Source organism: Polynucleobacter sp. AP-Latsch-80-C2, from assembly GCF_018882185.1.
Classification (GTDB): Bacteria; Pseudomonadota; Gammaproteobacteria; order Burkholderiales; family Burkholderiaceae; genus Polynucleobacter.
The window spans coordinates 205,670-230,640 of record NZ_JACVOY010000003.1; the positions used below are offsets into that span (position 1 = coordinate 205,670).

Sequence of the window (24,971 nt, forward strand, 5' to 3'; positions counted from 1 at the left end):
TATGGAACACTCATTTTTAGTTTTTAATGTTGGCACTTATGTACTAGGAGTTCCTGCCGAAGAGTTAATTGAAGTAAATCGAAATTTGAGATACACTCAAGTTCCTGGCAGCCCCAAAATGATTAGAGGCATATTAAATTTACGGGGATTGCTGATGCCAGCAGTAGATATGGGCGCCTATTTAGAAATTGCTGACTCTAAGTGTGAGTCATTTAGCATTATCTTGAAGGTGCATGAAAATAATATTGCTTTGATGGTAGATGCCATTGGCGACATTGTGACTTTTAATGATGAAGAGTTAGTGCTACCGCCAACCCATCTGTCAGGTCAGTTCCAAGAGGCGATACGGGGGGCATTTAGGTTATCAGAAGGCCTTCTGATAGTTTTAGATACAACTGCGATCTCTCGTAATGCTCAAAATCCTCAAGGCTCCAGTCTAGGTGATCTTCAATCTCTTCCTTTATCTACCTAGATATTAGTTGTTTCGATATTTAAGCAAAAGACTCTAAAAATTCTTCCATCTTGATGGTAGTCATCTAAAAGAGAATGCGCCGTTGAAAGCTTTTGCGCGCCTCTACTTGATCATGTGGCAAACGATCATACTCTTTCAGCAGGCTGGTGATGATGGGGTTGTAATACTCTTTGACCGGTGACATCTGAATTCCTTGGTATATTGACAGTTAGTCTTTCTGGTAGTCAATTTTCCTATGAAGCAGATTCTTTTTTTAATCCAAAAGGCAATTGTCTACGGATAGAGCAGTTAATTTTGACTATTAATCCAGGAATCTCAGGTGCAGGCGTCTATGCAAAAAGTATGACTACTTTCTTGAAGGAGCTTGCATTAGATTCAGGGTACGTTTGCCAGGGCGGCGCCGCTTTAAAAAGTGTGTAGTCGGATTTCAGGAAGGTGCAAACGTCTCCAATCTTATTGATTAAGAAATCCGTGCTGGTATTGCAAAATCATAGCGCTAATGTTTACGCTTATTTTATTTCTGTAAATAAGCGTACTTATGCTTCCCGAATCATTCCTGCAGCAACGGTGTGGTTTGTTGCCTCATCAATCAGAATAAAAGCCCCAGTACGTTGAGATTGATTAAATAAGTCAGTAACAATTGGCTTTTGCAAGATAAAGTCAACGCGACCAATTTCATTGGTAGACAGCGCGTGTACGTCGCTTGCTTGAGAAAGTGTCTGTACATCCAATACCTGTTGAATGTTCTTCACTTTAGCGCCAACAGTATTGGTGGTGTGTCGTAAAGCGTATTTACGACTCAAGGAGAGTGGTTCGCTATCTAACCAGCATAAATCAGCGGAAAATTGTTTACTTAGTACTGGTGGATGACTATCTTCAGCGCTAATAAATAAAGAGCCGCGTGATACATCAATATCTTCAGATAATTGAATAGCTACTGCTTGACCTGTTTCAGCTGAATCCACAGCATTATTGCCATTGGTTTGTTTGCTGCTTGAGCGATTGCCTAGATAGATCTCGGTAACAGTTGCTTCAGACCCGCTTGGTAGCACTTTAATCTTTTGGCCCTTACGGATGCTGCCGGACTCAATTTCTCCAAGGTAGCCACGGAAGTCATCAGAAGCACTGCCATCCTGGCGGGCTACATATTGAACAGGAAAGCGTAGTGACAGTTTTTCAGACTCAGGGCTAGTATCTAAACTCTCTAGCCACTCAAGCAGGGTAGGACCTTTGTACCAGGGGGTATTTTTACTGGCAGTAACCACGTTGGCGCCAAGCAGTGCAGAGATTGGAATCAAAGTTGGCTTAGCTAGGCCAATCTTCTGGGTGAGATCCTCAATAGCAGTCTTGATGGTATCAAATACTTTCTCGTCAAACGCATATAGGTCCATCTTATTAATGGCAAATACAACATGACGCAAGCCTAATAAATGCACAATGGCAGCGTGACGTTTCGTTTGCGCTAGTAAAGTTGCGGGAGTGGTGTTGAGATCCACACGGGTTGCATCAACCAAGATTACTGCCACATCGGATTGAGAGGCGCCGGTAACCAAGTTACGAGTGTATTGCTCATGGCCCGGGGCATCAGCAACAATAAACTTACGCCTTGGGGTAGAGAAGTAGCGATAGGCTACATCAATCGTGATACCTTGCTCACGCTCTGCCTCTAAGCCGTCTGTTAAAAGAGCTAAGTCAACTCCTGCATCGGATGAGGTAACGCGAGCATGCTTGGTCTTTGAGAGTGACTCCAATTGATCGACCAAAATAGACTTGGTGTCATAGAGTAGGCGCCCAATTAAAGTGCTCTTACCATCATCAACGCTACCTGCGGTAATGAAGCGAACTACGTTTTCGTGCTGATTTTGAGTGCTAGTCATCAGAAGTAGCCTTCTTTTTTGCGGCGCTCCATAGAGGCCTCGTTGGTTTGATCGTCCATGCGAGTGGCGCCACGCTCTGTGATTTCAGAAATGGCGGTTTCAGCAATAATCTCCAGTGGAGTTGATGCAGTGCTTAGAACTGGACAGGTACAGCTGATATCACCCACAGTGCGAAAACGCACGCTCAGGACCTCACTAATAGCATCTACTGCTTTTGGTGTAACGTTAGTTACTGGTAGCAATAAATTATTTTTCTTAACTACTTCACGCTGGTGTGTGTAATAGATGCTAGGGAGTTCTAGTTTCTCGCGAGCAATGTATTGCCAAATATCGAGTTCAGTCCAATTTGAGATTGGGAAAACACGCATATTTTCACCTTTAGCGATACGTGCGTTGTAGAGGTTCCAGAGCTCGGGACGTTGTGCTTTGGGATCCCATTGGCCGAATTCATCACGGAAGGAGAATATACGCTCCTTAGCGCGAGCTTTTTCTTCATCACGACGGGCGCCTCCCATGAGAGCGTCAAATTCGTGTTCTGCGATAGCTTCTAGCAAAGTTACTGCTTGGGCGGCATTGCGGGAATCGGTTTCCTTGCGCAAGCGCACAGTACCTTTTTTGATGGAGTCTTCAACATGACCCACAATCAGCTTTACACCCGTCTTTTGTACTATAGCATCACGAAAGGCGATCACTTCTGGGTAGTTATGTCCTGTATCAATATGCAAAATAGGAAAAGGTAATTTCACTGGACGATCGCCAAACTGGAATGCCTTACGCGCTAAGTGGAACATCACAATAGAGTCTTTACCGCCCGAGAAAAGCATGGCTGGGTTGGAGCACTGCGCTACCACTTCACGGATGATGTAGATCGATTCCGCTTCAAGCCAATCTAAGTGATCATCCAGTAATTTTTGTTCTGACATTCTGTAAATTATTTCTACTAAGTTTTAATGTTTAATTTGAATTATTTATTAACGTGCAAGCCACATTCTTTGCTATCACTTTGCAGCCACCACCAGCGACCAGCACGTATGTCTTCATCCTTCTTAACCTGACGGGTGCAGGGTTCGCAGCCAATACTAGGGTAACCCTTCAGATGTAAAGGGTGAATTGGAGTCTTCTCTTGTTTGATGTAAGTCCAGATATCCGCTTCACTCCAATCAAATAAAGGATTGAACTTTGAGATGCCCCGTGCATCATCGAGCTCTTCTAAATTAAGCTCAGTACGAGTGGTGGATTGCTCGCGTCGCTGGCCGGTAATCCAGGCATCGGCGCCAAGAAGTGCGGCATTGAGTGGCTTAATCTTACGCGCTCCACAGCAAGCTTTCTTAGACTCCTCACCATCGTAAAAACCATTCATACCATATTGTTCGATGAATGCTTGTACATCGGATTCATGGGGATACACTTTTTCAATCACAACGCCGTAATGGTCTTCAGTAATTTTGACCATATCTACGGTTTCTTGATGCAGGCGTCCAGTCGCTAAGGTGAATAACTTAATCTTTGCACTAGCCTTGGCGATAGCGTCGGTAATCACCATGTCTTCTGCTGCTAAGCTAGTTGCAAATCGAACGTCAGAAAAGCGCTTGGAAATATCGGCCAAGCGCTGTTTTAAAACGGCAGACTTATCAGCAAGCTCCTCAAAAGTGAGGGCGCTTGGTGGAATTGACCAAAATACGGGTTTTTCGAGGGTAGATTGTTGATTTTGCTGGGTCATTTAGATACTCCGAGCGAAAGGCATATAGGCCTTTTTGACTCTGACTCAGCAGTTTATTGGCTATTCTTATAACTTACAAATATATATAAGTCATCGATTTATACCTAAAAGTAATGATTTAAAAGCCTCTAAGTCGAGTAAATAGGGTGAATTTGACCTTTAATCAAGGTCTATATCAGTTTCGGGCTTTAGCGCTGCCTTGACTTTGGCCTCATCAAGCTTGGGTGAGCATAGTTCAATAAATTCATAGGCAAATCCACGCAAGAAGTAGCCTTTACGTAATGCGATTCGGGTCGTGTTGTCTTCGAATAAGTTACCAACATCTAGAAGGGAAAGTTTGCTATCACGCTCTTCTTGGTATGCCATTGAGGCAATGATGCCAATTCCTAGACCAAGCTCTACATATGTTTTGATAACGTCCGCATCTAGTGCAGACATCACGATATCTGGAGTAATGGCTGCTTTCGCAAATGTTTCATCAACCGATTTTCTACCGGTAAATCCTTCGTGATAGGTCACAATGGGATATTCGGCAATTTCCTCTAGAGTTAAATTCTTCTTGCCTTCGAGTGGATGGCCCTTTGGAACAACCACGGTATGGTGCCAAGTGTAGTACGGGAAAGTAACTAACTCAGGTATGCCTTCCAGTGCCTCGGTCGCAATACCAATATCTGCGTGACCTTCTAGCAAGAGCTCGACGATTTCTTGGGGACTGCCTTGATGGAGGGCTAAATGTACATTTGGAAATTTTTTCTTAAATTGACTAACTACATTTGGCAATGCATAACGCGCTTGTGTATGAGTAGTAGCAATGGTGAGCTGACCTTTGTCTGCTTGACTAAATTGAGCTCCGAGTTGCTTAATATTTTTAGTATCAAGCAAGATACGCTCTACGATCGTTAGTAGCTCTTTGCCAGGCTCCGTAAGGCCTAACAGGCGCTTACCTTTGCGAACAAATAACTCAACCCCTAACTCATCCTCCAAGTCTAGAATATGCTTACTAACACCTGATTGCGAAGTAGCTAGAGCATTTCCCACTTCGGTTAAGTTGAAGTTGCGACGGACGGTTTCGCGAATGATGCGGAGTTGTTGAAAGTTCATGCTTAATTATCAGTCTTTTGGTTATTTTTATGCAATCTGATTACTTGGTATTTTCAAAAACCCGTAATTGAGAGGGCACAATACGCACTTGTTGCCCCTCAGCCAGACCTCGTTTGGTAACTTCAGATCTTGGTAGCTCCACTTCGTAAAAGTGAGGCGCTGATTTTGTATCTGAACTGGCAATAGCTGAAAGCTCGATTCTGGAGTTCAATCCAAAAGAGAGAATACGGTCAATAACCGCCACAACACCATCATTACTCTCATTTTCTCCAACAATATCTAATTCGTGTGGGCGGGCAAATGCTAGTACTGATGCTCCCTGCGCTATGGAATCAGATTGATCATGTTTTAGATTGTGTTTGCCCACCTGAATTCCTTCGCCCTCTACACGGCCATGGAATAAGTTCACATTGCCCAAGAAGCCATATACAAATGGGGTAGCAGGGTAGTCATAAACTTCATCTGGGCTACCAATTTGCTCAACATTGCCCTGGTTCATGAGAACAATACGGTCCGCTACCTCTAATGCTTCCTCCTGATCATGTGTAACAAAGATCGAGGTGATATGCAATTCATCATGTAGCTTACGTAACCAACGACGTAGTTCTTTGCGAACTTTGGCATCTAATGCGCCAAAAGGCTCATCCAGTAATAGTACTTTCGGTTCAACTGCGAGGGCTCGAGCCAATGCAATGCGTTGGCGTTGACCGCCGGATAACTGTGCAGGAAATCGATCATGCAGCCAATCTAATTGCACAAGCTTAAGAAGTTCATGCACCTTATGGGCAATCTCCCCCTTGCTTGGACGTTCTTTGCGATTCTTTACATTCAAACCAAAGGCAACATTGTCAAAAACGGTCATATGCTTAAAAAGCGCATAGTGTTGAAATACAAATCCAACCTGCCGATCACGCACTGGAGTTGCTGAAGTGTCAATGCCATCCAGAATGATATTCCCGCTATCAGGAGTTTCGAGACCGGCAATGATACGCAATAGTGTCGTCTTTCCGCAGCCGGATGGGCCAAGGAGTGCGACTAGCTCACCAGAGGGAAAGTCTAGAGAAACATTATTTAAGGCAACGAAGTCACCGAATTTTTTTGAAACGTTCTTAACGGTAATACTCATAGTGGTCCTTCGATTGCAGGTGCTGCATTTGTTTCTGATTTAAGTCGCCATTCGACATAAGTTTTAGCGGCCAATGTCAGTAGCGCCAATAAGGCGAGCAAAGATGCTACTGCAAAGGCAGCAACATAGTTATATTCGTTATAAAGAATCTCTACTTGGAGCGGGATGGTGTTGGTATAGCCACGAATATGGCCTGATACAACGGATACCGCGCCAAACTCACCCATTGCTCTTGCATTACAAAGAATGACTCCGTACAGAAGTCCCCATTTAATGTTCGGTAGGGTTACGTACCAGAATGTTTGCCAACCAGTCGCACCCAATACGGTAGCCGCCTCCTCTTCTTCACGGCCTTGGGCCTCCATGAGCGGGATTAGTTCACGAGCTACAAATGGAAAGGTGACAAAGATGGTGGCCAGAATGATGCCCGGTACAGCAAAGATGATCTTGATGTCATGCTCTGAGAGCCAGCCGCCAAACCAACCTTGGGCACCAAATACCAGTACAAAGATTAAGCCAGCAATCACTGGTGAGACGGAAAATGGTAGGTCAATCAGTGTGATAAGAAGATGTTTGCCCCTGAAATCAAACTTAGCAATTGCCCAAGATGCCGCCACACCAAATATTAAGTTGAGGGGTACAGCAATTCCTGCAGCAAGAAGTGTCAGCTGAATAGCAGACCAAGTATCCGGTTCAATAATCGCGTTAAGGTAGTAGACCCAGCCTTTATGAAGGGCTTCTGTAAATACAGATAGGAGGGGTAGCAACAAGAAGACACTAAAAAAGCTGAGTGATAAAAATAAAACTAAGGCTTTAACAATAAAAGAGTCGCGTGTAGCAGCGCTACGCTCAAACCGAGTTGCATTCATTAACGAACCCTCCCAGTACGCTTGGCAGTCCAGGCTTGTAGGCCATTAATGGCCAGCAACAAGACTAACGAGATCAGCAGCATCACGCATGCAATCGCTGTTGCACCTGCATAGTCATATTGTTCAAGCTTAGTAATAATTATTAAAGGGGTGATTTCTGAAACCATCGGAATATTACCGGCAATAAAAATCACTGAGCCGTATTCGCCGACAGCTCGCGCAAAGGCAAGGGCAAAGCCAGTGAGCAGTGCCGGTAGCAAAATTGGCAGCACCACAGTCCTAAAGGTTTGCCAACGACTTGCGCCCAAGCTCGCGGCCGCCTCTTCAAGCTCCAATTCAATCTCTTCCAGAATGGGTTGAACCGTCCGCACGACAAAGGGCAAGCCAATAAAGATGAGTGCCACTAGGACACCCCAGGGTGTGAAGGCAATCTTGATGCCCAAGGGTTCAAGGTATTTACCAATCCAGCCATTTTTGGAGTAGAGAGCAGCTAGGGCAATACCTGTTACTGCGGTAGGTAGCGCAAAAGGAAGATCTACCAATGCATCTACAAGATTTTTGCCAATAAAGGTATATCGAACTAAAGCCCAGGCAAGCAATAAACCAAAGAAAGTATTAATTAAACCTGCAAATAAGGCCATGCCAAAACTGAGTCGATACGAGGCCATTACTCTTGGTGAAGTCACTGCGTCGATAAATGCAGGAAAGGTCAAGCTCGTTGTTTTAAAAACGACCGCAGAAAGCGGAATTAAAACAATCAAAGAAAGGTAAATGATGGTGTAACCAAGGGATAAACCAAAACCAGGGAAGATGCTATTTTTCTTTACTGGAGACATCCTCAGAGTCTAGGGCCCGCACCGTCAAAAGGGAAACAAGAAAAGGTCATTAACTTATATGCAAAATGAATATAAGCTCGGTGCGGATGTCAAAACAGCCCAGAGCATAATGTCTGGGCTGTTAAAGGTTTCTGATAATGAAAGGCTTGAGGAATTATTTAACAATAATCTCGTCAAAAACACCCCCATCATTAAAGTGGGTCTTTTGAGCCTTCTGCCACCCGCCAAATACTTGGTCAATCGTGACTAACTTCACTTTGGCGAACTGACTGGCATATTTAGCCGCCACCTTAGGATCGCGGGGGCGATAGTAGTTCTTTGCGGCGATCTCTTGTCCTTCTGGCGTGTAGAGATTTTGCAAATACGCAGTCGCTACCTTGCGGGTACCCTTTTTGTCTACTACTTTATCTACTACAGCAACTGGTGGTTCGGCCAGGATTGAAATAGACGGTGTGACGATCTCATATTTATCTGGACCTAACTCTTTAACGGCTAAGTAAGCTTCATTTTCCCAAGCAATCAGCACATCACCAATACCGCGTTCAGTAAAGGTTGTGGTTGATCCACGTGCGCCAGAGTCCAAAACCTTGACATTGGCATAGAGTTTTTTCACAAACTCTTTTGCCTTCACATCATTGCCGCCAGGCTGTTTGAGTGCATACGCCCAAGCCGCAAGATAGTTCCAGCGTGCGCCACCAGAAGTTTTCGGATTTGGGGTGATTACCTCTATACCTGGTTTGGCAAGGTCATTCCAGTCCTTAATGCCCTTTGGATTACCTTTGCGAACGAGGAATACGATAGTTGATGTGTAAGGAGAAGAGTTATCTTTGAATTTCTTTTGCCAATCCTTGGCTACCAAACCTTTTTCCGCAAGGATATCAATGTCATAAGCCAGTGCGAGTGTGACTACGTCAGCATCTAAGCCGTCCAGCACGGCGCGCGCCTGTTTGCCTGATCCACCATGGGACTGTTTAATGGAGATGTCTTGACCAGATGATTTTTTCCAGTCGGCAACAAAGACTTTATCGTAATCTTGGTAGAGCTCGCGAGTAGGGTCATATGACACATTCAAGATGCTTTGTTGTGCAAAGCTAGTAGAGATTATGCCAAGACTTAAAAGTAGGCCTCCTAGTATTTTTGATAAGCCAGAATGGTTCATTGCAATTCCTTTCAGTAGATGAAAGGAATTTAGAGGTAAATATCTAAGCTGTGAAGCAAGAAATTGTGGATTGCTTATTAAAAAATGGAATGATCAGGATTTAGATCAAAAAAAACCACCTTGCGGTGGTTCTAGTATTGGTTTGCTAATTTCAAGCAAACGAGTCTTCAAACTCTGCGTATTTAATGGCGTTCATGAGAAATAGAATACGGCGCTGGAAACTTTTTCGCTCTTCTAGTTTGTCATGCGGCAATTGATCATGCTCACGCAGTAATTTAGTAATTGCTGGGTTGTAGAGCTCTCTTACGGGTGACATGATTTGATGTTCCTAAAAGGTTATTTAGGTTCAATGTACAACTGTTTAGTGCATCGGGCAAAGAATCTTTATTGATATGTATATATCAAAATAGCATATACACAACAATCAGGCTGTAACAAGTTTGATCCCAACCAAGAGCAAAGTAATCGTTAGCGCAGTTCTAGTAAACTTTTCAGGGAGTGTGCTCGATAGCTTAGCGCCTAGCCAGATTGCAGGTACGGAGCCTAGCAAGAGGCCAAATAAGAGACTGATATCCACAATACCCAACCACCAGTGACCAAGTCCTGCAAGGGCAGTTAAGGGCACGGCATATGCAATGTCAGTCCCCGCCACTTCAGCAGTCCTGAGGTGTGGGTAGAGGATCAGAATTAGTGTTGCTCCAATTGCACCAGCACCAATAGAAGATATTGTGACTAGTATGCCGATTGCGCCACCAATCAGTACTGTTGTAATCTTTAATCTATCTCCATGAGGCATCTTTTCAGGATTTTGCTTTACCCACTCTAGAATCCTGGTTCTTACTGTTAATGAGAGGGCAGTTAGAAGAACGGATACCCCAATGGAGAATGTAATGAGGTGCACCCAATCTTTAGAAATCGGACCTAGTTGCTTCAACGTGAAAATTGAAGCCATTGCCGTCGTGAGACTGCCGGCGCAAAGAAGGCCAACAATATCCCACCTTACATTCCCGTGAAGGCGATGAGCAGCTGTACCTACGCCTTTAGTGAGGGCGGCAAATGCGAGGTCAGTTCCTACGGCGGTTGTCGGTGTAACACCAAAAATTAATGTCAGAATTGGCGTCATGAGTGAGCCGCCACCAACGCCAGTAAGGCCCACCAACAATCCGACCAAAGCGCCGGAAAAAATATAGTGTAGGGAGCCCTGCAAAAACTCGAGCATTAGCCTAAATCACTTTTCTACGAATGCGCGTTCAAAGACGTAGTCGCCCATTTGACCAAGACTAGGAGAGACCTTAAAGCCTTTTGCATCGAGCATCTCAGCAGTTTCTTTGAGCATAGAAGGGCTTCCGCAAATCATGGCCCTATCAACAGCTGGATCTAGTGGCGGTAAGCCAATGTCTTTAAAGAGCTGACCGGATTCAATTGCAGTAGTTAAGCGACCGGTATGTTTAAAGGCTTCGCGTGTAACGGTTGGGTAGTAAATCAACTTTTCACGGATAAGCTCTCCTAAGAATTCATCTTGTGATAACTCGTCGCGAATGTAATCGGCATAAGCCAATTCGCTGACTAAGCGGACGCCATGAATCAGAACTACCTTCTCAAATTTGTCATAGGTTTCGGGATCGCGAATGATGCTCATGAAGGGTGCGAGCCCAGTGCCGGTACTAAATAGATACAAATGCTTTCCAGGATTCAAATCATCTAGCACCAAGGTGCCAACAGATTTTTCACTAACCAAAATAGGGTCGCCAACTTGGATTTTTTGTAAGCGTGAGGTAAGGGGACCATCTTGCACTTTGATGCTCAAGAACTCGAGATGCTCTGCATAATTTGGGCTTGCAACGCTATAAGCTCGGACTAGCGGCTTTCCTTCAACCTCAAGACCAATCATCAAAAAGTGACCGCTGCGAAAGCGCAGGCCCTTATTGCGGGTAGTAGTGAAGCTAAATAGGGTGTCGTTCCAATGGTGAACGGTCAAAACGGTTTCTGTGTTGTAGGCGGCCATAAATGCAAAAAATAGGTAAAGCGGGTTTTAACGAAGGATTAATTATCCCACCCCCTAGTCCTTAAAATCCGACAAGAAGATCGATAAATAGGACTGAGTAGTGATATGAATCCAATTTTTGGTAATAAGGGCGCACTTCCAGCATGGAAATCGCAGGCTATGATGAGTGTATGACTAGATCACGTTACCTACAGCTCTCCCTTTTCTCTCTTGGCTTACTTGTTTTTGCCCTCATCCTGCAGCAGCTTGGGTATCAAGGGGTGAGTTTCTTGCCATGCCCCTTATGTATTTTGCAAAGAATTGGCTATATTGGGATTGCCTTCTTTTGCTTATTGGTCGCCTGTTTTCCGCAATTCAGAAGGTGGTGTCATGGCCTGGCGATCCTGGCTGCCGGATTTGGCTTAGTGCTTGCAGGCAAGCAGGTTTGGCTGATCTCTCATCCAGAATCTTCCTGTGGGATTGATCCCCTGGAGACTTGGATTAATCAATTCCAAATAGTGCAAGGGTTACCTTGGCTCTTTAAGGCTGATGGCCTTTGTTCAGCCAAGCTCCCAGCTATCCTGGGCTTGCAGGTGCCTGAGTGGTCTTTACTCTGGTTTAGCACCTTTTTTATCCTCTTATTGGCTACTTTTCGCAAGAAATAAGCTGGTTTTAGGGCGATAGTCTTTATATCTAAAAGTAGTGTAGGTATGAAAAGGTAGTCTTTTACAAAGTACTAACCCTTCCGTAAGATTCTTTACTAAGAAACTAAAGGAAGTCCTATGCCTAAGAAACAATCCCTAGAAAAGTCCCTGATCCTTACCGCTCTACAGCTGGGATTAGGTTTGGCCTTGTTGGCCCTTTCTACCCACCTGGCATTAGAGAGCAATGCTTATCTCGAGGTGCTCAATCAAAGCGGGCTAAATCAATATCATGCGTTTGCATTATTGGTTTGCCTCAGCTTCTTCTCAGGGATTTTTTTGATCGCCCAATATGTACTCACGCATGAGTCTCATGGGTTTGATGAGCTCTCACCTTACTGATGCAATAACGCTATTGCGATAAATAAAAAAGGCACCCTAGGGTGCCTTTTGTTTTGCATCCAAACTACTTATTCTTCTTCACGACGTAAGTGAGGGAAGAGGATGACGTCTCGAATATTGGGTGCATCTGTCAAGAGCATAACTAAGCGGTCGATACCAATTCCGCAACCGCCCGTGGGAGGCATACCGTATTCCAGAGCGCGGATAAAGTCATGATCGAAGTACATCGCCTCTTCATCGCCCGCTTCTTTTTGCTCAACTTGCTTGCGAAAGCGGTTTGCTTGATCTTCAGCGTCATTCAGCTCTGAAAAACCATTTGCAATCTCACGGCCGGTGATAAACAATTCAAAACGCTCAGTGATGCCTGGGCGAGTATCGGACTCTCGTGCGAGCGGACTGACTTCAATTGGATAGTCGATGATGTAAGTTGGCTCCCAAAGATGCTCTTCAGCAACCAGCTCAAATAAAGCCAATTGGAGTGCGCCAATACCGGCATTCTTTAGGGTTGGCGCATCGGGATTGTCACCACCTTTTTTCAATTCCGTACGAATAAAGTCAATATCTTCGAGTTGACTTGCTTGATAGCTCTTACCGGATTGGCCACAGTACTTCAGAATTGCTTCAGTAATAGTCAAGCGTTGGAATGGCTTGCTTAAATCGAGTTCGCGACCTTGATGCGTTAGTACGGCAGTGCCTTGCGCATCCATTGCTGCTGCACGAATCAATCCTTCTGTGAAATCCATGAGCCAGCGGTAATCGGTATAAGCCGCATAAAACTCCATCATGGTGAATTCAGGATTGTGACGCGGGCTCACACCTTCGTTGCGGAAGTTGCGGTTGATTTCAAAAACACGTTCAAAACCACCAACCACTAAACGCTTAAGGTATAGCTCAGGTGCGATACGCAAGAACATCTGCATATCCAATGCATTGTGATGCGTGATGAAAGGCTTAGCTGCCGCGCCACCAGGGATTGGATGCAGCATCGGAGTCTCGACTTCCATGAAGTCGGCATCGAGCATGTGGCGACGTAATGAGGCGATAGCATTGCTACGTGCCTTAAAGGTATTACGACTATCAGGATTAACGATCAAATCTACATAGCGTTGGCGATATTTGGTCTCAAGATCTGATAGACCATGAAATTTATCAGGCAGTGGACGTAGTGATTTGCTGAGTAAACGCAAATTGCTGCACTCCACGGAAAGCTCACCCTTATTGGTCTTAAAGAGATTGCCTTCGGCAGAGATGAAGTCACCCATATCCCAGTGCTTAAAGGCACCATGTGTATCCGCACCAGAAAGTTCATCACTAATATAGAACTGGATTTGACCGCTGCGATCTTGAATGGTGGCAAAGCTGGCTTTACCCATCACACGTTTAAGTACCATGCGACCAGCGACCTTAACGTGTACTTTTTTAGCAGCTAGATCTTCTTTGCTCAGGCTGTCATAGTGAGTATGTAGGTCTACAGCCAAATGGGTAGGCACAAAGTCATTTGGAAAAGCAATCCCACCCTCACGTAGTTTGGCTAATTTTTCGCGACGCTCTGCAATGATGTGGTTTTCATCAACAGCCTCAGTAGCTGGAGCAGGAGTAAGGTTGGCTTTATCGTTCATATCGGAATGGAATTGCTATTAATAAATACGGTTAATTTTGATTACACACCTTGTTTAAGGCTGGCTTCAATAAATGCATCAAGATCTCCATCCAATACCTTTTGGGTATTAGAGATTTCGACGTTAGTACGTAAATCCTTAATGCGGCTTTGATCTAAGACATAAGAGCGGATCTGGTGACCCCAGCCGACATCGGTTTTGCTAGCTTCTAATTTATCTTGCTCTGCGCGACGTTTTTGCATTTCATGTTCATAGAGGCGTGACTTCAGCATCGTCATGGCTTCAGCGCGATTACGGTGTTGGCTACGATCGTTTTGGCACTGAACGACGATACCGGTCGGAAGGTGAGTAAGGCGTACGGCAGAATCCGTTTTATTAATGTGCTGACCACCTGCACCTGAGGCGCGGTAGGTATCCGTGCGGATATCCGCAGGATTTACTTCAATTTCAATAGAGTCATCAATTTCGGGATAAACATAAATGGATGCGAAAGAGGTATGGCGTCCGTTTGAGGAATCAAATGGTGACTTACGAACTAAACGGTGAACACCGGTTTCAGAGCGAAGATGACCATAAGCATATTCGCCATCGACTTTAATGGTGGCGCTTTTAATGCCAGCGACATCGCCATCAGACTCTTCTAGGATTTCAGTTTTGTAGCCTTTGCGTTCGCAATATTTTAGATATTGACGATAGAGCATGCTAGCCCAGTCACAGGCTTCCGTGCCGCCAGCGCCCGCTTGAATATCAATAAAACAATTGCAGGAGTCCATCTCATTGTGGAACATGCGGCGGAACTCGAGATCGCCAATAATCTTGCTATAGCTTTCTACATCTTGCTCAATAGCGCCAATCGTTTCAAAATCGCTTTCTTCTTTGGCCATATCAAAGAGCTCAAGAGCGCTAGTGATATTGGTATTGAGATCGGTGAGGGTGGCGACAACACCATCAAGTAACTTCTTTTCTTTGCCGAGGGCTTGTGCTTTTTTTTGATCGTCCCAGATGGTGGGATCTTCAAGAATAGAATTAACTTCAGTAAGGCGACGTGACTTTACTTCGAAGTCAAAGATACCCCCGAAGCGCTTGCTCACGGGTGAGCAGATCAGACAAGGTATTTGAAATAGTATTTAATTGTTCGGCTTCCATCCCCTAATTATAAGGGGGTTATTGAGACCAGCCTGCTAGGCTTCAGAACTCTCGTCGTGCGCCTCAATCATGAGCTGAACCCTTGCCTGGCCTTGGTAGCGATCGGTCACTAGGCGATAGGCCAATTTCGCCTTGCTTGGCAAACTTTGCGTGCGGTTAAACCAAACGGCTGTAAACGGCTTACTGGCAACTACCCCGGAGCCTAGGGGACGAAGCATTAAACGTAAATGCTTTTCCTTCATGAGGCTTTGCTGCGTAATCTCAAATTCCCCATAAAAAATGGGCTGGGGAAAACCTTGTCCCCAGATTTCTTCTGCGAGAAGATCACCTGTTTCAGCGGTAAATTCAGAAAGCTCGAGTGCGCCATCGTGAACATGACGTCTTTCTAGAAGCTCATCTGTGAGTAACTCACTGGCAACTTGCTGAAAGCAGAGATCAAACTTTTTAAAATCACCTTTGCGTATGGTTAGTCCTGCCGCCATGGCATGCCCGCCAAATTTGAGAATGAGTCCTGGCTCGCGTTTAGAGACAAGATCCAGCGCGTCTCTTAAATGAAAGCCGGTAATTGAGCGTCCTGAGCCGCGTAACTCTTCACCAGTGCTGCCGTCCGCTGGAGCAAAAACAATGGCAGGGCGGTTAAAGCGCTCTTTAAGGCGTGAGGCCACAATGCCCACTACACCTTGATGCCATTCTGGATTCCAAAGACAAATACTGTTACGGCCAGCCATAGTCCCTGCTAACTGATCTTCAGCAAGATGGGCGAGGGCAGCTTCCTGCATGCCAGTTTCAATAACGCGTCGTTCACGATTAATGCGATCAAGTTCTTGAGCGAGGCCGAGCGCTTCATCGCTGCTATCAGACAGTAATAAGCGTATTCCTAAGCTCATGTCTGCTAAGCGCCCAGCAGCATTGAGTCTGGGGCCGATAGCAAAGCCAAGGTCAAAAGTATTGGCCTTGCGGGGGTCTCGGATAGCCACTTGAAACAGGGCTTGAATACCAGGTTGTGATACTCCTGCCCGAATTCGTTTAAGGCCATTGGAGACCAAGACGCGATTATTGCGATCGAGCTGAGCAACGTCAGCGACTGTACCTAAGGCCACGAGATCTAAAAGATTTTCAATTTTGGGTTGAGTCTCGTTAGTAAATTTTCCTCGCTTACGAAGCTCCGCGCGCAAGGCAACCAGCAGGTAAAACATCACGCCAACGCCAGCAAGTGCCTTACTTGGAAAGTTACAGCCAGGCTGGTTTGGATTGATGATCGCCAGCGCCTTGGGAAGATGGTCGCCGGGAAGATGATGGTCGGTAACGATCACTTCCATTCCCAGTTCACGGGCGCGATCTACGCCAGCTTCACTCGCGATGCCGTTATCGACAGTGATCAAATATTTCGGCTTTGGTATTTGTTGTGCAGCTAAGTCAACAACTTCAGGCGTTAAGCCGTATCCCATCGTAAAGCGGTTGGGTACTAAGAATTGCACTGGGGTTTGAGGACCCCCCAGCATACGCAATCCGCGCAAACCTACTGCGCAAGCGGTGGCGCCATCACAGTCGTAGTCCGCCACGATTAGCATGGGCTCATTTTTTTCAAGGATGTCGGCAAGTAAGCTAGCGGTACTTAAGCAGTTCTTTAGCTCTGTGGGCGAGAGTAGTTGCTTTAAATCTAATGAGAGCTCTTCAGGGGACTCCAGGCCTCGTGCGGCATAGAGTCTGGCTAACAAAGGATGTAAGCCGCTTTGCTGCAACCAGTGAGCAGTGCGATCAGAGAAGGGGCGTTGAGAGAAAAGGCTCATGAAGGTCATTATTGCTGAGCAATTACTTTCCAAGAGAGGGGTTCTGATTTTTTCCAGAAGGCCCAAGATTTTGGGTGTAAATCTTTTACAGTAAAAATGCGCTCCCGTTTTTTACCTTTAGGAAAATCAATGATGAGAATTTCTTGTAACTGATTTTCAAGAAGCGCTTTGCTCAATAGCGGCCAAACTTCTGCTGGGTTTTCTAGCCAAGCAAATGTATTTGCTAAATCTTGGAAATCAATCTGAATGCTATGAGTGAGCTTGTAATGCTTTGCTAGACCAGCTAGAAGTGGATGCGAGCCATATAGGATTCGTGATGTTTTGATGACATCGGGTGCATCTAGGTCTGCGAGCTTGCCAATGCCGCTGATCCAAAGCGAATTAATGCTGGGTAGACCGCGCATCTCACGTGCTTCATTGATGGGATCAATATGCCACAGCATTTGAATTTCGTTTTGTAGTTTTCTCCAGCGTTTGGCAATACCTACTTCATGCGAATCCCGTGGCATCCACCAATCAATATTTCTGCCATGCGCTTGGTCTACGCTATGACTAATTAGGCTGGCAAATGGACCTGCAGGAATAAACCAGTAATGCTGACCTTGATACAGAATGGCAGACTTAAAGTCTTCCTCAATAAAGGGCGTTGCAGTTTTCAGCAAGCTCGTAGATTCATCGGCTGTCAGATCGATCTGATTTTGTCCCATCAAGATGAGATGGTCTCGGGTCGCATGCAGGTGAACCGGTTGTAAGCAGGCAATGATTTCCTGTGAATTTACCGGTTGATTGGATTGTCCTAATAGGAGTACGGGGGCAATCGGCACTAAATTGCCCAAAAGAAATTGCTCATGAGGAAGGCCCCGCGGGGGTCCACTTAAGGCCTCTGCGCCATCTAAATCCAAAGCATCTTCCCCTGAAAGCATCAGAGTGAAGCGCTTGCTGTGATTTGGAGAGGAGCTTAAATTGGTGACCATTCCCCTGATTTTAGGTGGCATTTGAGTATTCCATCAGTTTGCCCGTCTAATTGTCTAAACTGTAGCTATGTTAAGACTTCCTATTGAGCTAGAAATTGGCCTGCGCTATACCCGATCTAAGCGTCGTAAGACGGTTGGTAAGCGCGATGGCTTTCTGTCCTTTATCTCGGGAATATCCACCGCCGGTATCGCTTTAGGGGTTGCAGCCTTAATTGTGGTGCTCTCGGTAATGAATGGTTTTCAGAAGGAAGTGCGAGATCGCATGCTTTCTGTTCTTTCTCATGTCGAAATTACCGCGCCTGACGGATTGGCAGATTGGGAGCCATTGGCGCTTAAGGTTGCTGGTCAGCCTCATGTATTAGGTGTTGCACCGATGGTTAGTTCACAGGGCCTAATTACTCGAGACAATATGATGCGGGGCGTAGCAATACGCGGCATATCGCCTGCTGACGAAGGCAAGGTCTCGGATTTACCAAAACAATTTGTTGCAGGCAATATTAATGATCTCAGGCCTGGTAGTTTTGGCGTAGCCTTAGGCGCGCAACTAGCATCTATCATTGGAGCTCGAGTTGGAGATCGCATTAATTTAATTGTTCCTGAAAGTGATTTAACTCCAGCAGGTGCGATGCCCAGGATGCGTACTCTCACGGTATTGGGGATTGTCGATAGCGGTCATTATGAATATGACAGCTCCTTGGCCATCATGCATTGGAAAGATGCGGCAGCACTGTTGAGACTGCATGACCCATCAGGTCTCCGGATTAAGGTTGACGATATGCAGCGGGCGCCTGAAGTGGCTGCACAATTAGCCACTGTAGTGCCCCAGGCATTGTGGATCACCGACTGGTCACGTTCTAATCGTAACTGGTTTGCCGCAGTTCAAACTGAAAAGAAAATGATGTTCATCATTTTGACTTTGATTATTGCGGTGGCGGCCTTTAACTTAGTATCAACGCTGGTGATGACGGTAAATGAGAAACAGGCGGATATTGCCATCTTGCGAACCATGGGCGCCAGCCCAGGACTCATTCAGAGAATCTTTTTAATTCAGGGCTTGGCTATTGGTTTGCTCGGTTCGCTTGCTGGCGTCGGTTTGGGTTTATTGATTGCCTTAAATATTGATGTCATTGTTCCTGCGATTGAGGCGATCTTCCGAGTACGCTTTTTACCGCGTGAGGTGTATTTCATTAGTGAGCTGCCATCGGATGTTAGATTTTCGGATGTACTCACGGTTGGATTGATGGCCTTCGGCCTCTCTGTATTAGCAACACTCTATCCGAGTCGTCGTGCTGCGAAGGTACAACCAGCGGAGGCGCTTCGTTATGAGTAATCAAGCCATATTAATAGCTAAGGATTTGGCGAAGACCTACGGTCAAGGCCCAACTGCCGTAGAGGTTCTTAAATCGATTGACCTACAGGTGATGCCTTCTGAAAAGGTGGCCATTGTCGGATCTTCTGGCTCCGGCAAAAGTACCTTGTTGCATTTATTGGGTGGCTTAGATAGCCCAAGCTCTGGCTCAGTGACTTTAGACGGATCTAATTTAAATCATTTAGCGGTAAATAAATTAGATCAACTACGCAATCACAGCTTGGGGTTTATTTACCAGTTCCACCATCTCTTGGATGAATTTAGTGCTGCTGAAAATGTAGCCTTACCTTTACGTATTCGTGGCTTAAGTAATGACGAGTCAATGGAACGTGCAAGCAAGATGCTCAAAGCAGTTGGTTTAGCTGCTCGTGAGTTGCATACTCCAGGTGAGCTTTCAGGTGGTGAGCGTCAACGTGTTGCCGTCGCAAGAGCTTTGGTAGGTAATCCGGCATGCGTATTGGCCGATGAACCTACCGGCAATTTAGATACTGAGACTGCAGATGGCGTATTTGACTTAATGCTCGATATTGCGCGAGAGCAAGGTACTGCATTTGTTATCGTGACGCACGATTCTTTACGCGCCAAACGTTGTGATCGTATTTTGCATTTAGAGCGTGGAGTATTGAAAACATTTTCTCAATGAGTCATTGAAGATGCAGCCCATTTGGATTGATACCCATTGCCATCTCGATGCCCCTGAGTTTGCTGGCAAATTATCTACAGTCATTGATGCTGCAATTGCTAAGAATGTTCAAGCAGTACTAGTGCCGGCTGTAAAAGCGGCAGATTGCCCCCTAGTAAAAGCGCTGGTAAATCAATTTAGCTCGCAGATGCCGGGCTTGGTTTATACCTTGGGTATTCATCCGATCTACATCAATCAAGCTAAAGAGAGTGATGTAAATATTGTTGAACAACACATCATCCAATCCTTATCAGACCCGCGTTTTATTGGGGTGGGTGAGATAGGCCTTGATTATTTTGTAGAGAGCTTGGATCCTCATCGGCAAGATTTCTTTTTTAATGCTCAATTAGATCTTGCAGAAAAATATCAACTTCCAGTCATCTTGCATGTGCGTCGCTCTCAAGATGCCATTCTAAAGGCCTTACGACGCCGCAATATTCCTGGCGGGATTGCCCATGCATTTAACGGCAGCCTGCAACAGGCCGAACAATTTATTGGTCTTGGATTTAAATTGGGCTTTGGAGGAGCGGCGACGTATGAGCGTGCATTACAAATTCGTAGGCTTTTAAAAGAACTCCCTTTAGAAAGTATTGTTACGGAAACAGATTCACCAGATATTCCGCCGGCATGGCTAAAGGCCGAAGGAATTGCATTTAATGAACCAGCATTTCTGCCACGCATTGCTCAAGAGTTGGCTCATATTCGTGGCATAAGGGAAGTGGAATTTGCTAATGCAGTATGGCGTAACGCCATGCAAGTTTTGCCACGCTTGTCAGCACTCTGTGCAAATCATCCCACTCTTCAGATAGCCTCTTAACAACATGCGCTTGGCTATTACGGCATTTATTGCCGGGGGATCGCTCCTTCTCTTTTTGCCGCAAGTACCTCTCTATTGGTTTCCTATTTTCGTAGGCGTCGCTATTGTTGTCATCACCGTCTTATTCGTAACACAGAGAAGCGCAAGATTTTTTCAAGCAGCAATGATTGTTTTAGCATTTACTTTGGGTTTTGCTTGGAATGCGCGCTATGCAGAAAATCGTCTGGACAATATTCTTGCCGAAGAGCTTGAGGCTAGGGACCTGGTGGTAGAGGGCAGGGTAGCTGCCTTGCCACAAAGTAAGTCAGATGGGGCGAAGTTTGCCTTTACTGTAGATAAGGCATTCATAGGGCAGGAAGACTTAGAGCGATTTCCTCAAAAAATTTATCTTAGTTGGCAGCCTGCCTGGAGAAACCCAGATGAGATTCCAGAAATTATTCCAGGACAGCGGTGGCGTTTTAAGGTCAAACTCAAGCGTCCCTATGGATCTCTGAATCCCTATACCTTTGATTTTGAGCGCTGGTCATTTCATCAAGACTTTGGCGCTAGTGGTTCAGTAAAGAGTGGGCAATTATTACTTACCACTGATATTGGACTTACAGAGTTTGAGTTGCGTATGGAGTTAGCTCGCTGGGGCTTACGTCAGAAGATTCTGAGAATGCTCCCAGGAGATGCTCCATATTCTGGGGTGCTGATTGCTTTAGTCATGGGTGATCAAAATGCTATTGATCAGGATGATTGGCGCGTCTTTAATGCCACTGGAATTGGCCATCTCATCTCAATATCAGGTTTACACGTCACTATGCTGGCCGGTGTAGGTGCCACGCTTGCCGCCTGGATTTGGCGTAGACGTTCTCTGCCTTTATTTATTCCAGTGGGTAAGCTTGCGGCCATCTCAGGATTTCTAACGGCATTTTTCTACGCCTGGTTAGCCGGTTTCCAGATACCAGCGCAACGAACTATGTATATGGTTGGTGTGGTTGCCTTCGCGTTATGGACGGGCAGAAATCCAAGGTCTTTTGATATTTGGTGGTGGGCACTATTCATTGTGTTGGTGATTGATCCGATGGCGCCCTATACGCCTGGTTTCTGGTTATCCTTTGGTGCTGTAGCTGCCATCTTGTATGGCATGGGAAATTCAGCAGGTTTATTGGGAATACCAACAGGTAAGGAATTAGAAGTGCATTGGGTGCAGAGGCTAGCAGAGGCTCTGCGTGAAGCATGTCGTGTTCAAGCAATAGTGACGCTCGCTTTACTACCGCTCACTTTGTATTGGTTCTATCAAGCATCAGTGGTATCACCACTGGCAAATGCGCTTGCAATTCCCTTGGTAAGTTATGTGGTTACTCCCTTAGCTATTGCAGGAGCTTTATTGCCTGAATCTATAGGGTCTTGGCTTTTACTGCCAGCCCATGCATCAATGGACTACCTTGCGCAATTACTCCATTGGATGGCAGGGTGGAAGTGGTCAGTAGTCTTGTCACGCCAGCCAGAGTGGTGGATTCTCTTGCTCTCTAGTGCTGGCATTGTCTATGTCATCAGGCCGGGCTTTGTTTGCGACAGTTGGTGTTCAAGGGCGTTTGTCTTAAGCACCTCTATCGCACTACTGACCCCATTCAGTGATGTTGCTTATAGACCATTAATCTCTGCCGGAGAATTTAAGGCAACTGTTTTTGATATTGGCCAGGGCACTGCAGTATTTATCGAGACTGCAAACAAAACATTGCTCTATGACACAGGACCTATTCAGGGTAAGAGTGATGATGCTGGGCAACGAATACTGCTCCCCTATTTTCGAGGCAGGGGAATTGATCAGATCGATCGTCTAGTGATCAGTCACAGTGATAGCGATCATGTTGGTGGAGCAGCCACACTGTTAAAGCATATTGAATTTCAGGCCATGATGGGCTCCTTGCCATCAAGCAATCCACTACTTAAAAATCTTCAATCTAAAAATATCCCCAGCATTCCTTGTCGTTTTGGTCAGCATTGGATTTGGGATGAGGTGGAATTTTTTATTTGGCATCCTCGCGAGGATACAAATTTCCAAATGCAATACTCAAGCAAACCCAATGAAATGAGTTGTGTATTGGAGGTGCGCAACAAACACACCTCCTTTTGGCTAACAGGGGATGTCGAGAGACAAGGCGAGGCTGAAATTGTTGAGCGCTTAGATGATGAGATGCTGAAAGAATTGGGCGACCGTGAATTGATCTTCATGGCCCCACATCATGGAAGCAAAACCTCCTCATCAGAAGATTTATTGAAGCGACTTCAACCAGACCAGGCTTTTGCCCAAAATGGTTACCGTAATCGTTATGGGCATCCCCATCCAACCGTTGTAGTGCGTTATGGGTCTTTGGCTATCCCATTTAGTCAAACCCCAGAAACTGGAGCCCAGGTTTGGCGCTTTAATGGGATCGGTAAGGCGACCCTTGAGAGTTGGAGATTAGGGCAGCGGCGCCTATGGCATAGGGACTCGATTGGGTCAAAAAAGCAAAAAGCCCTTAACAATTAAGGGCTTAGAGCGTAAATTTTGGTTGCGGGGGCAGGATTTGAACCTACGACCTTCGGGTTATGAGACCTGTTATAAATGAAATTCAAATCAATAGAAATCAACTCTGTAATTCCATAAATAAATGATTTATTTGATTATTTTTGAAATAACTGGAATATTTGTATTCCCATCAATTCCTAAGTTACTCCAATATAAGGTTACTATAGGGTTACTTTTTGGAGTTTAGCATGGCTAATTGGGAAAATTTCACTGCAGGACGAGTAGCAGCCTTTGCCTGCCCTGAAGGGAGGGCTGATTGTTTTTATTGGGATGGGAAGGTTCCATCACTGGGAGTGAAGGTTTATGCCTCGGGTCGGAAGTCATTCATCTTTCAAACCAAAGTTTCAGGCAGAACTATCCGCATAACTATTGGGGATGTTCGAGTCTGGCCGATCGGTAAGGCACAGGCTGAAGCAACTAAATTAAAAACGCTCACGGATCAAGGTTTGGACCCTAGAGAGTTAAATAAAACTAAAAAAGCCGAATCAGCTTCAAAGCGTGCCCACGAGAAAGCTAAGACGTTGTTGGTCCAGGATGCTTGGGGGGTGTATTTGGCCTATCAAAAGGACAAAATGTCACGCCCTCACATAGAGCGAGGAAAAAAGTGGGGAGAGCGCCACCTCCAGGATCACGAGAGACTGTCCCAAAAAGGTGGTGAATTAAAGATTAGAGGCAAAGGATTAACCAAGCAAGGCGTCCTCTATCCGATTCTGTCTATGAAGATGGGGGATATATCTGCCACTGTTTTGGTGCATTGGCAACAACAAGAGGCAAAGGAGAGGGCGAATAAGGCTCGTCAGGGCTTCGAGATGTTCCGTACTTTTTGGCGATGGTGCGCCCAAAATCCCGAATACAAGCTCATCATTGATGCTGATGCTATTGATGCTCGGGCTTTGCGTGATGAGGTGCCAAGCCGAAAGAGCAGGCGAAATGATTCGCTTGAGCGGGGACATTTAGCTTTATGGTTTCAGGCTGTTTGTAGTCTTGAGAGTCGAAACTTTAAGAGAGGTGAGGTCGAGCGCCAATCAGGTGGAGCAAGAAATCAAAATAATCAGATTGCTAAAACTTATCTCCAAGCCCTTCTCCTTACCGGTGCGAGAAGAGAGGAAATGGCGCCTTTACGCTGGGAGGACGTCTCCTTTGAGCGTAACTCTTTATGGATTAAAGATAAGGTCGAAGGTGATAATAAGGAGGCGGGAGAGGGTCGCAGGATTCCTCTTACTCCTTACCTTAAGACATTACTGATGGCTTTACCAAAGCGTAATAAATATGTCTTTAGTTCACTCGGTTCGAATTGTGGATATATTACTGAGCCATCAAGTACACACAACCGCGCTCTAGATAAGGCCATAGCAATCTCAGCTGATTTTCCTCGGGTAACCGTGCACGGACTGAGGAGATCATTTATTTCTTTAAGTGAGTGGGTGGAAATTCCTGTGGGGGTTATTGCGCAGATTGTGGGGCATAAACCAAGCGGAACAGCAGAACGACACTATAAGCACCGTCCTCTGGAGTTGCTTGAGGCTTGGCACTCGAAATATGAGAGTTGGATACTTAAAGAGGCAGGCGTTGAATTTAAAAATGATTTAGTTGCGTTGAATGAAATAGGGTCAATTAATAGCGTCGCAATAGATTGAGAAATACATAAGAGTAATATTTTCCTAAAAGCGATTTCAGGGAATGCTTAACTTTTCTAGGCCGAAGACCCTGTAAATATTTCTGTGTAAGTTCACCGCGGGGTTATTGGTGAACAGCGATGCGTTCTCCAAATTCTATATCAAAGCGATTCAGTGCTGCCCGCCAGTTCCGTATCGGCATCGTCCACTTCTT

Annotated in this window: 23 protein-coding genes; 8 read left to right on the top strand and 15 right to left on the bottom strand. The window is 45.5% G+C overall.

The features are described from left to right. Nucleotide 1 precedes the first annotated feature (1 nt). The gene (locus tag ICN47_RS05390; RefSeq protein ID WP_216218860.1) at nt 2–472 is read left to right on the top strand and encodes a chemotaxis protein CheW; all 471 of its coding nucleotides are present in this window, start codon (nt 2–4) and stop codon (nt 470–472) included. A 536-nt stretch (nt 473–1,008) separates the two neighbouring features. Here the strand turns inward: ICN47_RS05390 and ICN47_RS05395 are convergent. The 11 genes from ICN47_RS05395 to ICN47_RS05445 all read right to left on the bottom strand — a co-directional run bounded on the left by ICN47_RS05395 (nt 1,009) and on the right by ICN47_RS05445 (nt 11,165). Continuing rightward, the gene (locus tag ICN47_RS05395; RefSeq protein WP_216218861.1) at nt 1,009–2,349 is read right to left on the bottom strand and encodes a sulfate adenylyltransferase subunit 1; all 1,341 of its coding nucleotides are present in this window, start codon (nt 2,347–2,349) and stop codon (nt 1,009–1,011) included. Further along, nucleotides 2,349–3,272 (bottom strand): sulfate adenylyltransferase subunit CysD, encoded by a 924-nt coding sequence (gene cysD / locus ICN47_RS05400; RefSeq protein WP_216218862.1) that lies wholly within the window; start codon nt 3,270–3,272, stop codon nt 2,349–2,351. The genes ICN47_RS05395 and cysD overlap by 1 nt, the downstream gene beginning before the upstream one ends. A 41-nt stretch (nt 3,273–3,313) precedes the next feature. Then, nucleotides 3,314–4,069: a phosphoadenylyl-sulfate reductase gene (locus ICN47_RS05405; RefSeq protein WP_216218863.1), complete on the bottom strand. Its 756-nt coding sequence runs from the start codon at nt 4,067–4,069 to the stop codon at nt 3,314–3,316. Nucleotides 4,070–4,228: 159 nt separating this feature from the next. Next, a complete protein-coding gene (locus tag ICN47_RS05410) occupies nt 4,229–5,170 on the bottom strand; it encodes a CysB family HTH-type transcriptional regulator (protein ID WP_216218864.1) in 942 nt (313 codons plus the stop codon). Nucleotides 5,171–5,210: 40 nt separating this feature from the next. Beyond that, nucleotides 5,211–6,296, bottom strand: a complete 1,086-nt coding sequence (locus tag ICN47_RS05415; RefSeq protein WP_216218865.1) for a sulfate/molybdate ABC transporter ATP-binding protein — start codon at nt 6,294–6,296, stop codon at nt 5,211–5,213. After that, nucleotides 6,293–7,165: a sulfate ABC transporter permease subunit CysW gene (gene cysW / locus ICN47_RS05420; protein ID WP_216218866.1), complete on the bottom strand. Its 873-nt coding sequence runs from the start codon at nt 7,163–7,165 to the stop codon at nt 6,293–6,295. Before cysW ends, ICN47_RS05415 begins: the two co-directional genes overlap by 4 nt. Then, nucleotides 7,165–8,001, bottom strand: coding sequence for a sulfate ABC transporter permease subunit CysT (gene cysT / locus ICN47_RS05425; RefSeq protein WP_216218867.1), 837 nt, complete (start codon nt 7,999–8,001; stop codon nt 7,165–7,167). The genes cysW and cysT overlap by 1 nt, the downstream gene beginning before the upstream one ends. Nucleotides 8,002–8,155: 154 nt before the next feature. Beyond that, nucleotides 8,156–9,160 carry a sulfate ABC transporter substrate-binding protein gene (locus ICN47_RS05430; protein WP_216218868.1) on the bottom strand — a complete coding sequence of 335 codons (1,005 nt, stop codon included), beginning with the start codon at nt 9,158–9,160 and terminating at the stop codon, nt 8,156–8,158. A gap of 151 nt (nt 9,161–9,311) precedes the next feature. Next, on the bottom strand, nt 9,312–9,476 hold the full coding sequence (locus tag ICN47_RS05435) for a hypothetical protein (RefSeq protein ID WP_216122241.1): 165 nt from the start codon (nt 9,474–9,476) through the stop codon (nt 9,312–9,314). Nucleotides 9,477–9,584: 108 nt separating this feature from the next. Next, on the bottom strand, nt 9,585–10,379 hold the full coding sequence (locus ICN47_RS05440; protein WP_216218869.1) for a sulfite exporter TauE/SafE family protein: 795 nt from the start codon (nt 10,377–10,379) through the stop codon (nt 9,585–9,587). A gap of 9 nt (nt 10,380–10,388) precedes the next feature. Beyond that, nucleotides 10,389–11,165 carry a ferredoxin--NADP reductase gene (locus ICN47_RS05445; protein WP_216218870.1) on the bottom strand — a complete coding sequence of 259 codons (777 nt, stop codon included), beginning with the start codon at nt 11,163–11,165 and terminating at the stop codon, nt 10,389–10,391. 143 nt (nt 11,166–11,308) lie between these two features. On the opposite strand from ICN47_RS05445, the gene ICN47_RS05450 reads away from it, so the two are divergent. Then, a complete protein-coding gene (locus tag ICN47_RS05450; protein ID WP_255538930.1) occupies nt 11,309–11,809 on the top strand; it encodes a disulfide bond formation protein B in 501 nt (166 codons plus the stop codon). A gap of 117 nt (nt 11,810–11,926) precedes the next feature. Then, nucleotides 11,927–12,187 (top strand): hypothetical protein, encoded by a 261-nt coding sequence (locus tag ICN47_RS05455; RefSeq protein WP_216218871.1) that lies wholly within the window; start codon nt 11,927–11,929, stop codon nt 12,185–12,187. Nucleotides 12,188–12,255: 68 nt separating this feature from the next. Here ICN47_RS05455 and lysS read toward each other — a convergent pair whose 3' ends face one another. The 4 genes from lysS to ICN47_RS05475 form a co-directional block, all read right to left on the bottom strand. Then, nucleotides 12,256–13,806: a lysine--tRNA ligase gene (gene lysS, locus ICN47_RS05460; protein WP_216218872.1), complete on the bottom strand. Its 1,551-nt coding sequence runs from the start codon at nt 13,804–13,806 to the stop codon at nt 12,256–12,258. Between the two features lie 41 nt (nt 13,807–13,847). Then, a protein-coding gene (gene prfB, locus ICN47_RS05465; RefSeq protein ID WP_216218873.1) for a peptide chain release factor 2 occupies nt 13,848–14,952 on the bottom strand; the annotation gives its coding sequence in 2 pieces (ribosomal slippage) (nt 13,848–14,879 and nt 14,881–14,952; 1,104 coding nt in all). A 35-nt stretch (nt 14,953–14,987) separates the two neighbouring features. Continuing rightward, nucleotides 14,988–16,742: a single-stranded-DNA-specific exonuclease RecJ gene (gene recJ / locus ICN47_RS05470; RefSeq protein ID WP_216218874.1), complete on the bottom strand. Its 1,755-nt coding sequence runs from the start codon at nt 16,740–16,742 to the stop codon at nt 14,988–14,990. An 8-nt stretch (nt 16,743–16,750) separates the two neighbouring features. After that, nucleotides 16,751–17,716 carry a hypothetical protein gene (locus ICN47_RS05475; protein WP_255538931.1) on the bottom strand — a complete coding sequence of 322 codons (966 nt, stop codon included), beginning with the start codon at nt 17,714–17,716 and terminating at the stop codon, nt 16,751–16,753. A gap of 67 nt (nt 17,717–17,783) precedes the next feature. On the opposite strand from ICN47_RS05475, the gene ICN47_RS05480 reads away from it, so the two are divergent. From ICN47_RS05480 to ICN47_RS05500, 5 genes are all read left to right on the top strand, one after another. Beyond that, complete coding sequence (locus tag ICN47_RS05480; RefSeq protein WP_216218876.1) at nt 17,784–19,046, top strand: lipoprotein-releasing ABC transporter permease subunit; 1,263 nt, start codon at nt 17,784–17,786, stop codon at nt 19,044–19,046. After that, a complete protein-coding gene (locus tag ICN47_RS05485) occupies nt 19,039–19,728 on the top strand; it encodes an ABC transporter ATP-binding protein (RefSeq protein ID WP_216218877.1) in 690 nt (229 codons plus the stop codon). Before ICN47_RS05480 ends, ICN47_RS05485 begins: the two co-directional genes overlap by 8 nt. A gap of 19 nt (nt 19,729–19,747) precedes the next feature. After that, complete coding sequence (locus ICN47_RS05490) at nt 19,748–20,584, top strand: TatD family hydrolase (protein ID WP_216218896.1); 837 nt, start codon at nt 19,748–19,750, stop codon at nt 20,582–20,584. Nucleotides 20,585–20,588: 4 nt separating this feature from the next. Further along, entirely contained in the window at nt 20,589–23,102 is a 2,514-nt protein-coding gene (locus tag ICN47_RS05495) for a DNA internalization-related competence protein ComEC/Rec2 (RefSeq protein ID WP_216218878.1), read from the top strand. A gap of 227 nt (nt 23,103–23,329) precedes the next feature. Next, nucleotides 23,330–24,778, top strand: a complete 1,449-nt coding sequence (locus ICN47_RS05500) for an integrase family protein (protein WP_216218879.1) — start codon at nt 23,330–23,332, stop codon at nt 24,776–24,778. The last annotated feature ends 193 nt before the right edge of the window (nt 24,779–24,971 follow it).

Coding starts and splice junctions, on each gene's coding strand:
- ICN47_RS05390 (WP_216218860.1), top strand. CDS start 2: ATGGAACACTCATTTTTAGTTTTTAATGTTGGCACTTATGTACTAGGA.
- ICN47_RS05395 (WP_216218861.1), bottom strand. CDS start 2,349: ATGACTAGCACTCAAAATCAGCACGAAAACGTAGTTCGCTTCATTACC.
- cysD (WP_216218862.1), bottom strand. CDS start 3,272: ATGTCAGAACAAAAATTACTGGATGATCACTTAGATTGGCTTGAAGCG.
- ICN47_RS05405 (WP_216218863.1), bottom strand. CDS start 4,069: ATGACCCAGCAAAATCAACAATCTACCCTCGAAAAACCCGTATTTTGG.
- ICN47_RS05410 (WP_216218864.1), bottom strand. CDS start 5,170: ATGAACTTTCAACAACTCCGCATCATTCGCGAAACCGTCCGTCGCAAC.
- ICN47_RS05415 (WP_216218865.1), bottom strand. CDS start 6,296: ATGAGTATTACCGTTAAGAACGTTTCAAAAAAATTCGGTGACTTCGTT.
- cysW (WP_216218866.1), bottom strand. CDS start 7,165: ATGAATGCAACTCGGTTTGAGCGTAGCGCTGCTACACGCGACTCTTTT.
- cysT (WP_216218867.1), bottom strand. CDS start 8,001: ATGTCTCCAGTAAAGAAAAATAGCATCTTCCCTGGTTTTGGTTTATCC.
- ICN47_RS05430 (WP_216218868.1), bottom strand. CDS start 9,160: ATGAACCATTCTGGCTTATCAAAAATACTAGGAGGCCTACTTTTAAGT.
- ICN47_RS05435 (WP_216122241.1), bottom strand. CDS start 9,476: ATGTCACCCGTAAGAGAGCTCTACAACCCAGCAATTACTAAATTACTG.
- ICN47_RS05440 (WP_216218869.1), bottom strand. CDS start 10,379: ATGCTCGAGTTTTTGCAGGGCTCCCTACACTATATTTTTTCCGGCGCT.
- ICN47_RS05445 (WP_216218870.1), bottom strand. CDS start 11,165: ATGGCCGCCTACAACACAGAAACCGTTTTGACCGTTCACCATTGGAAC.
- ICN47_RS05450 (WP_255538930.1), top strand. CDS start 11,309: ATGGAAATCGCAGGCTATGATGAGTGTATGACTAGATCACGTTACCTA.
- ICN47_RS05455 (WP_216218871.1), top strand. CDS start 11,927: ATGCCTAAGAAACAATCCCTAGAAAAGTCCCTGATCCTTACCGCTCTA.
- lysS (WP_216218872.1), bottom strand. CDS start 13,806: ATGAACGATAAAGCCAACCTTACTCCTGCTCCAGCTACTGAGGCTGTT.
- recJ (WP_216218874.1), bottom strand. CDS start 16,742: ATGAGCCTTTTCTCTCAACGCCCCTTCTCTGATCGCACTGCTCACTGG.
- ICN47_RS05475 (WP_255538931.1), bottom strand. CDS start 17,716: ATGGTCACCAATTTAAGCTCCTCTCCAAATCACAGCAAGCGCTTCACT.
- ICN47_RS05480 (WP_216218876.1), top strand. CDS start 17,784: ATGTTAAGACTTCCTATTGAGCTAGAAATTGGCCTGCGCTATACCCGA.
- ICN47_RS05485 (WP_216218877.1), top strand. CDS start 19,039: ATGAGTAATCAAGCCATATTAATAGCTAAGGATTTGGCGAAGACCTAC.
- ICN47_RS05495 (WP_216218878.1), top strand. CDS start 20,589: ATGCGCTTGGCTATTACGGCATTTATTGCCGGGGGATCGCTCCTTCTC.
- ICN47_RS05500 (WP_216218879.1), top strand. CDS start 23,330: ATGGCTAATTGGGAAAATTTCACTGCAGGACGAGTAGCAGCCTTTGCC.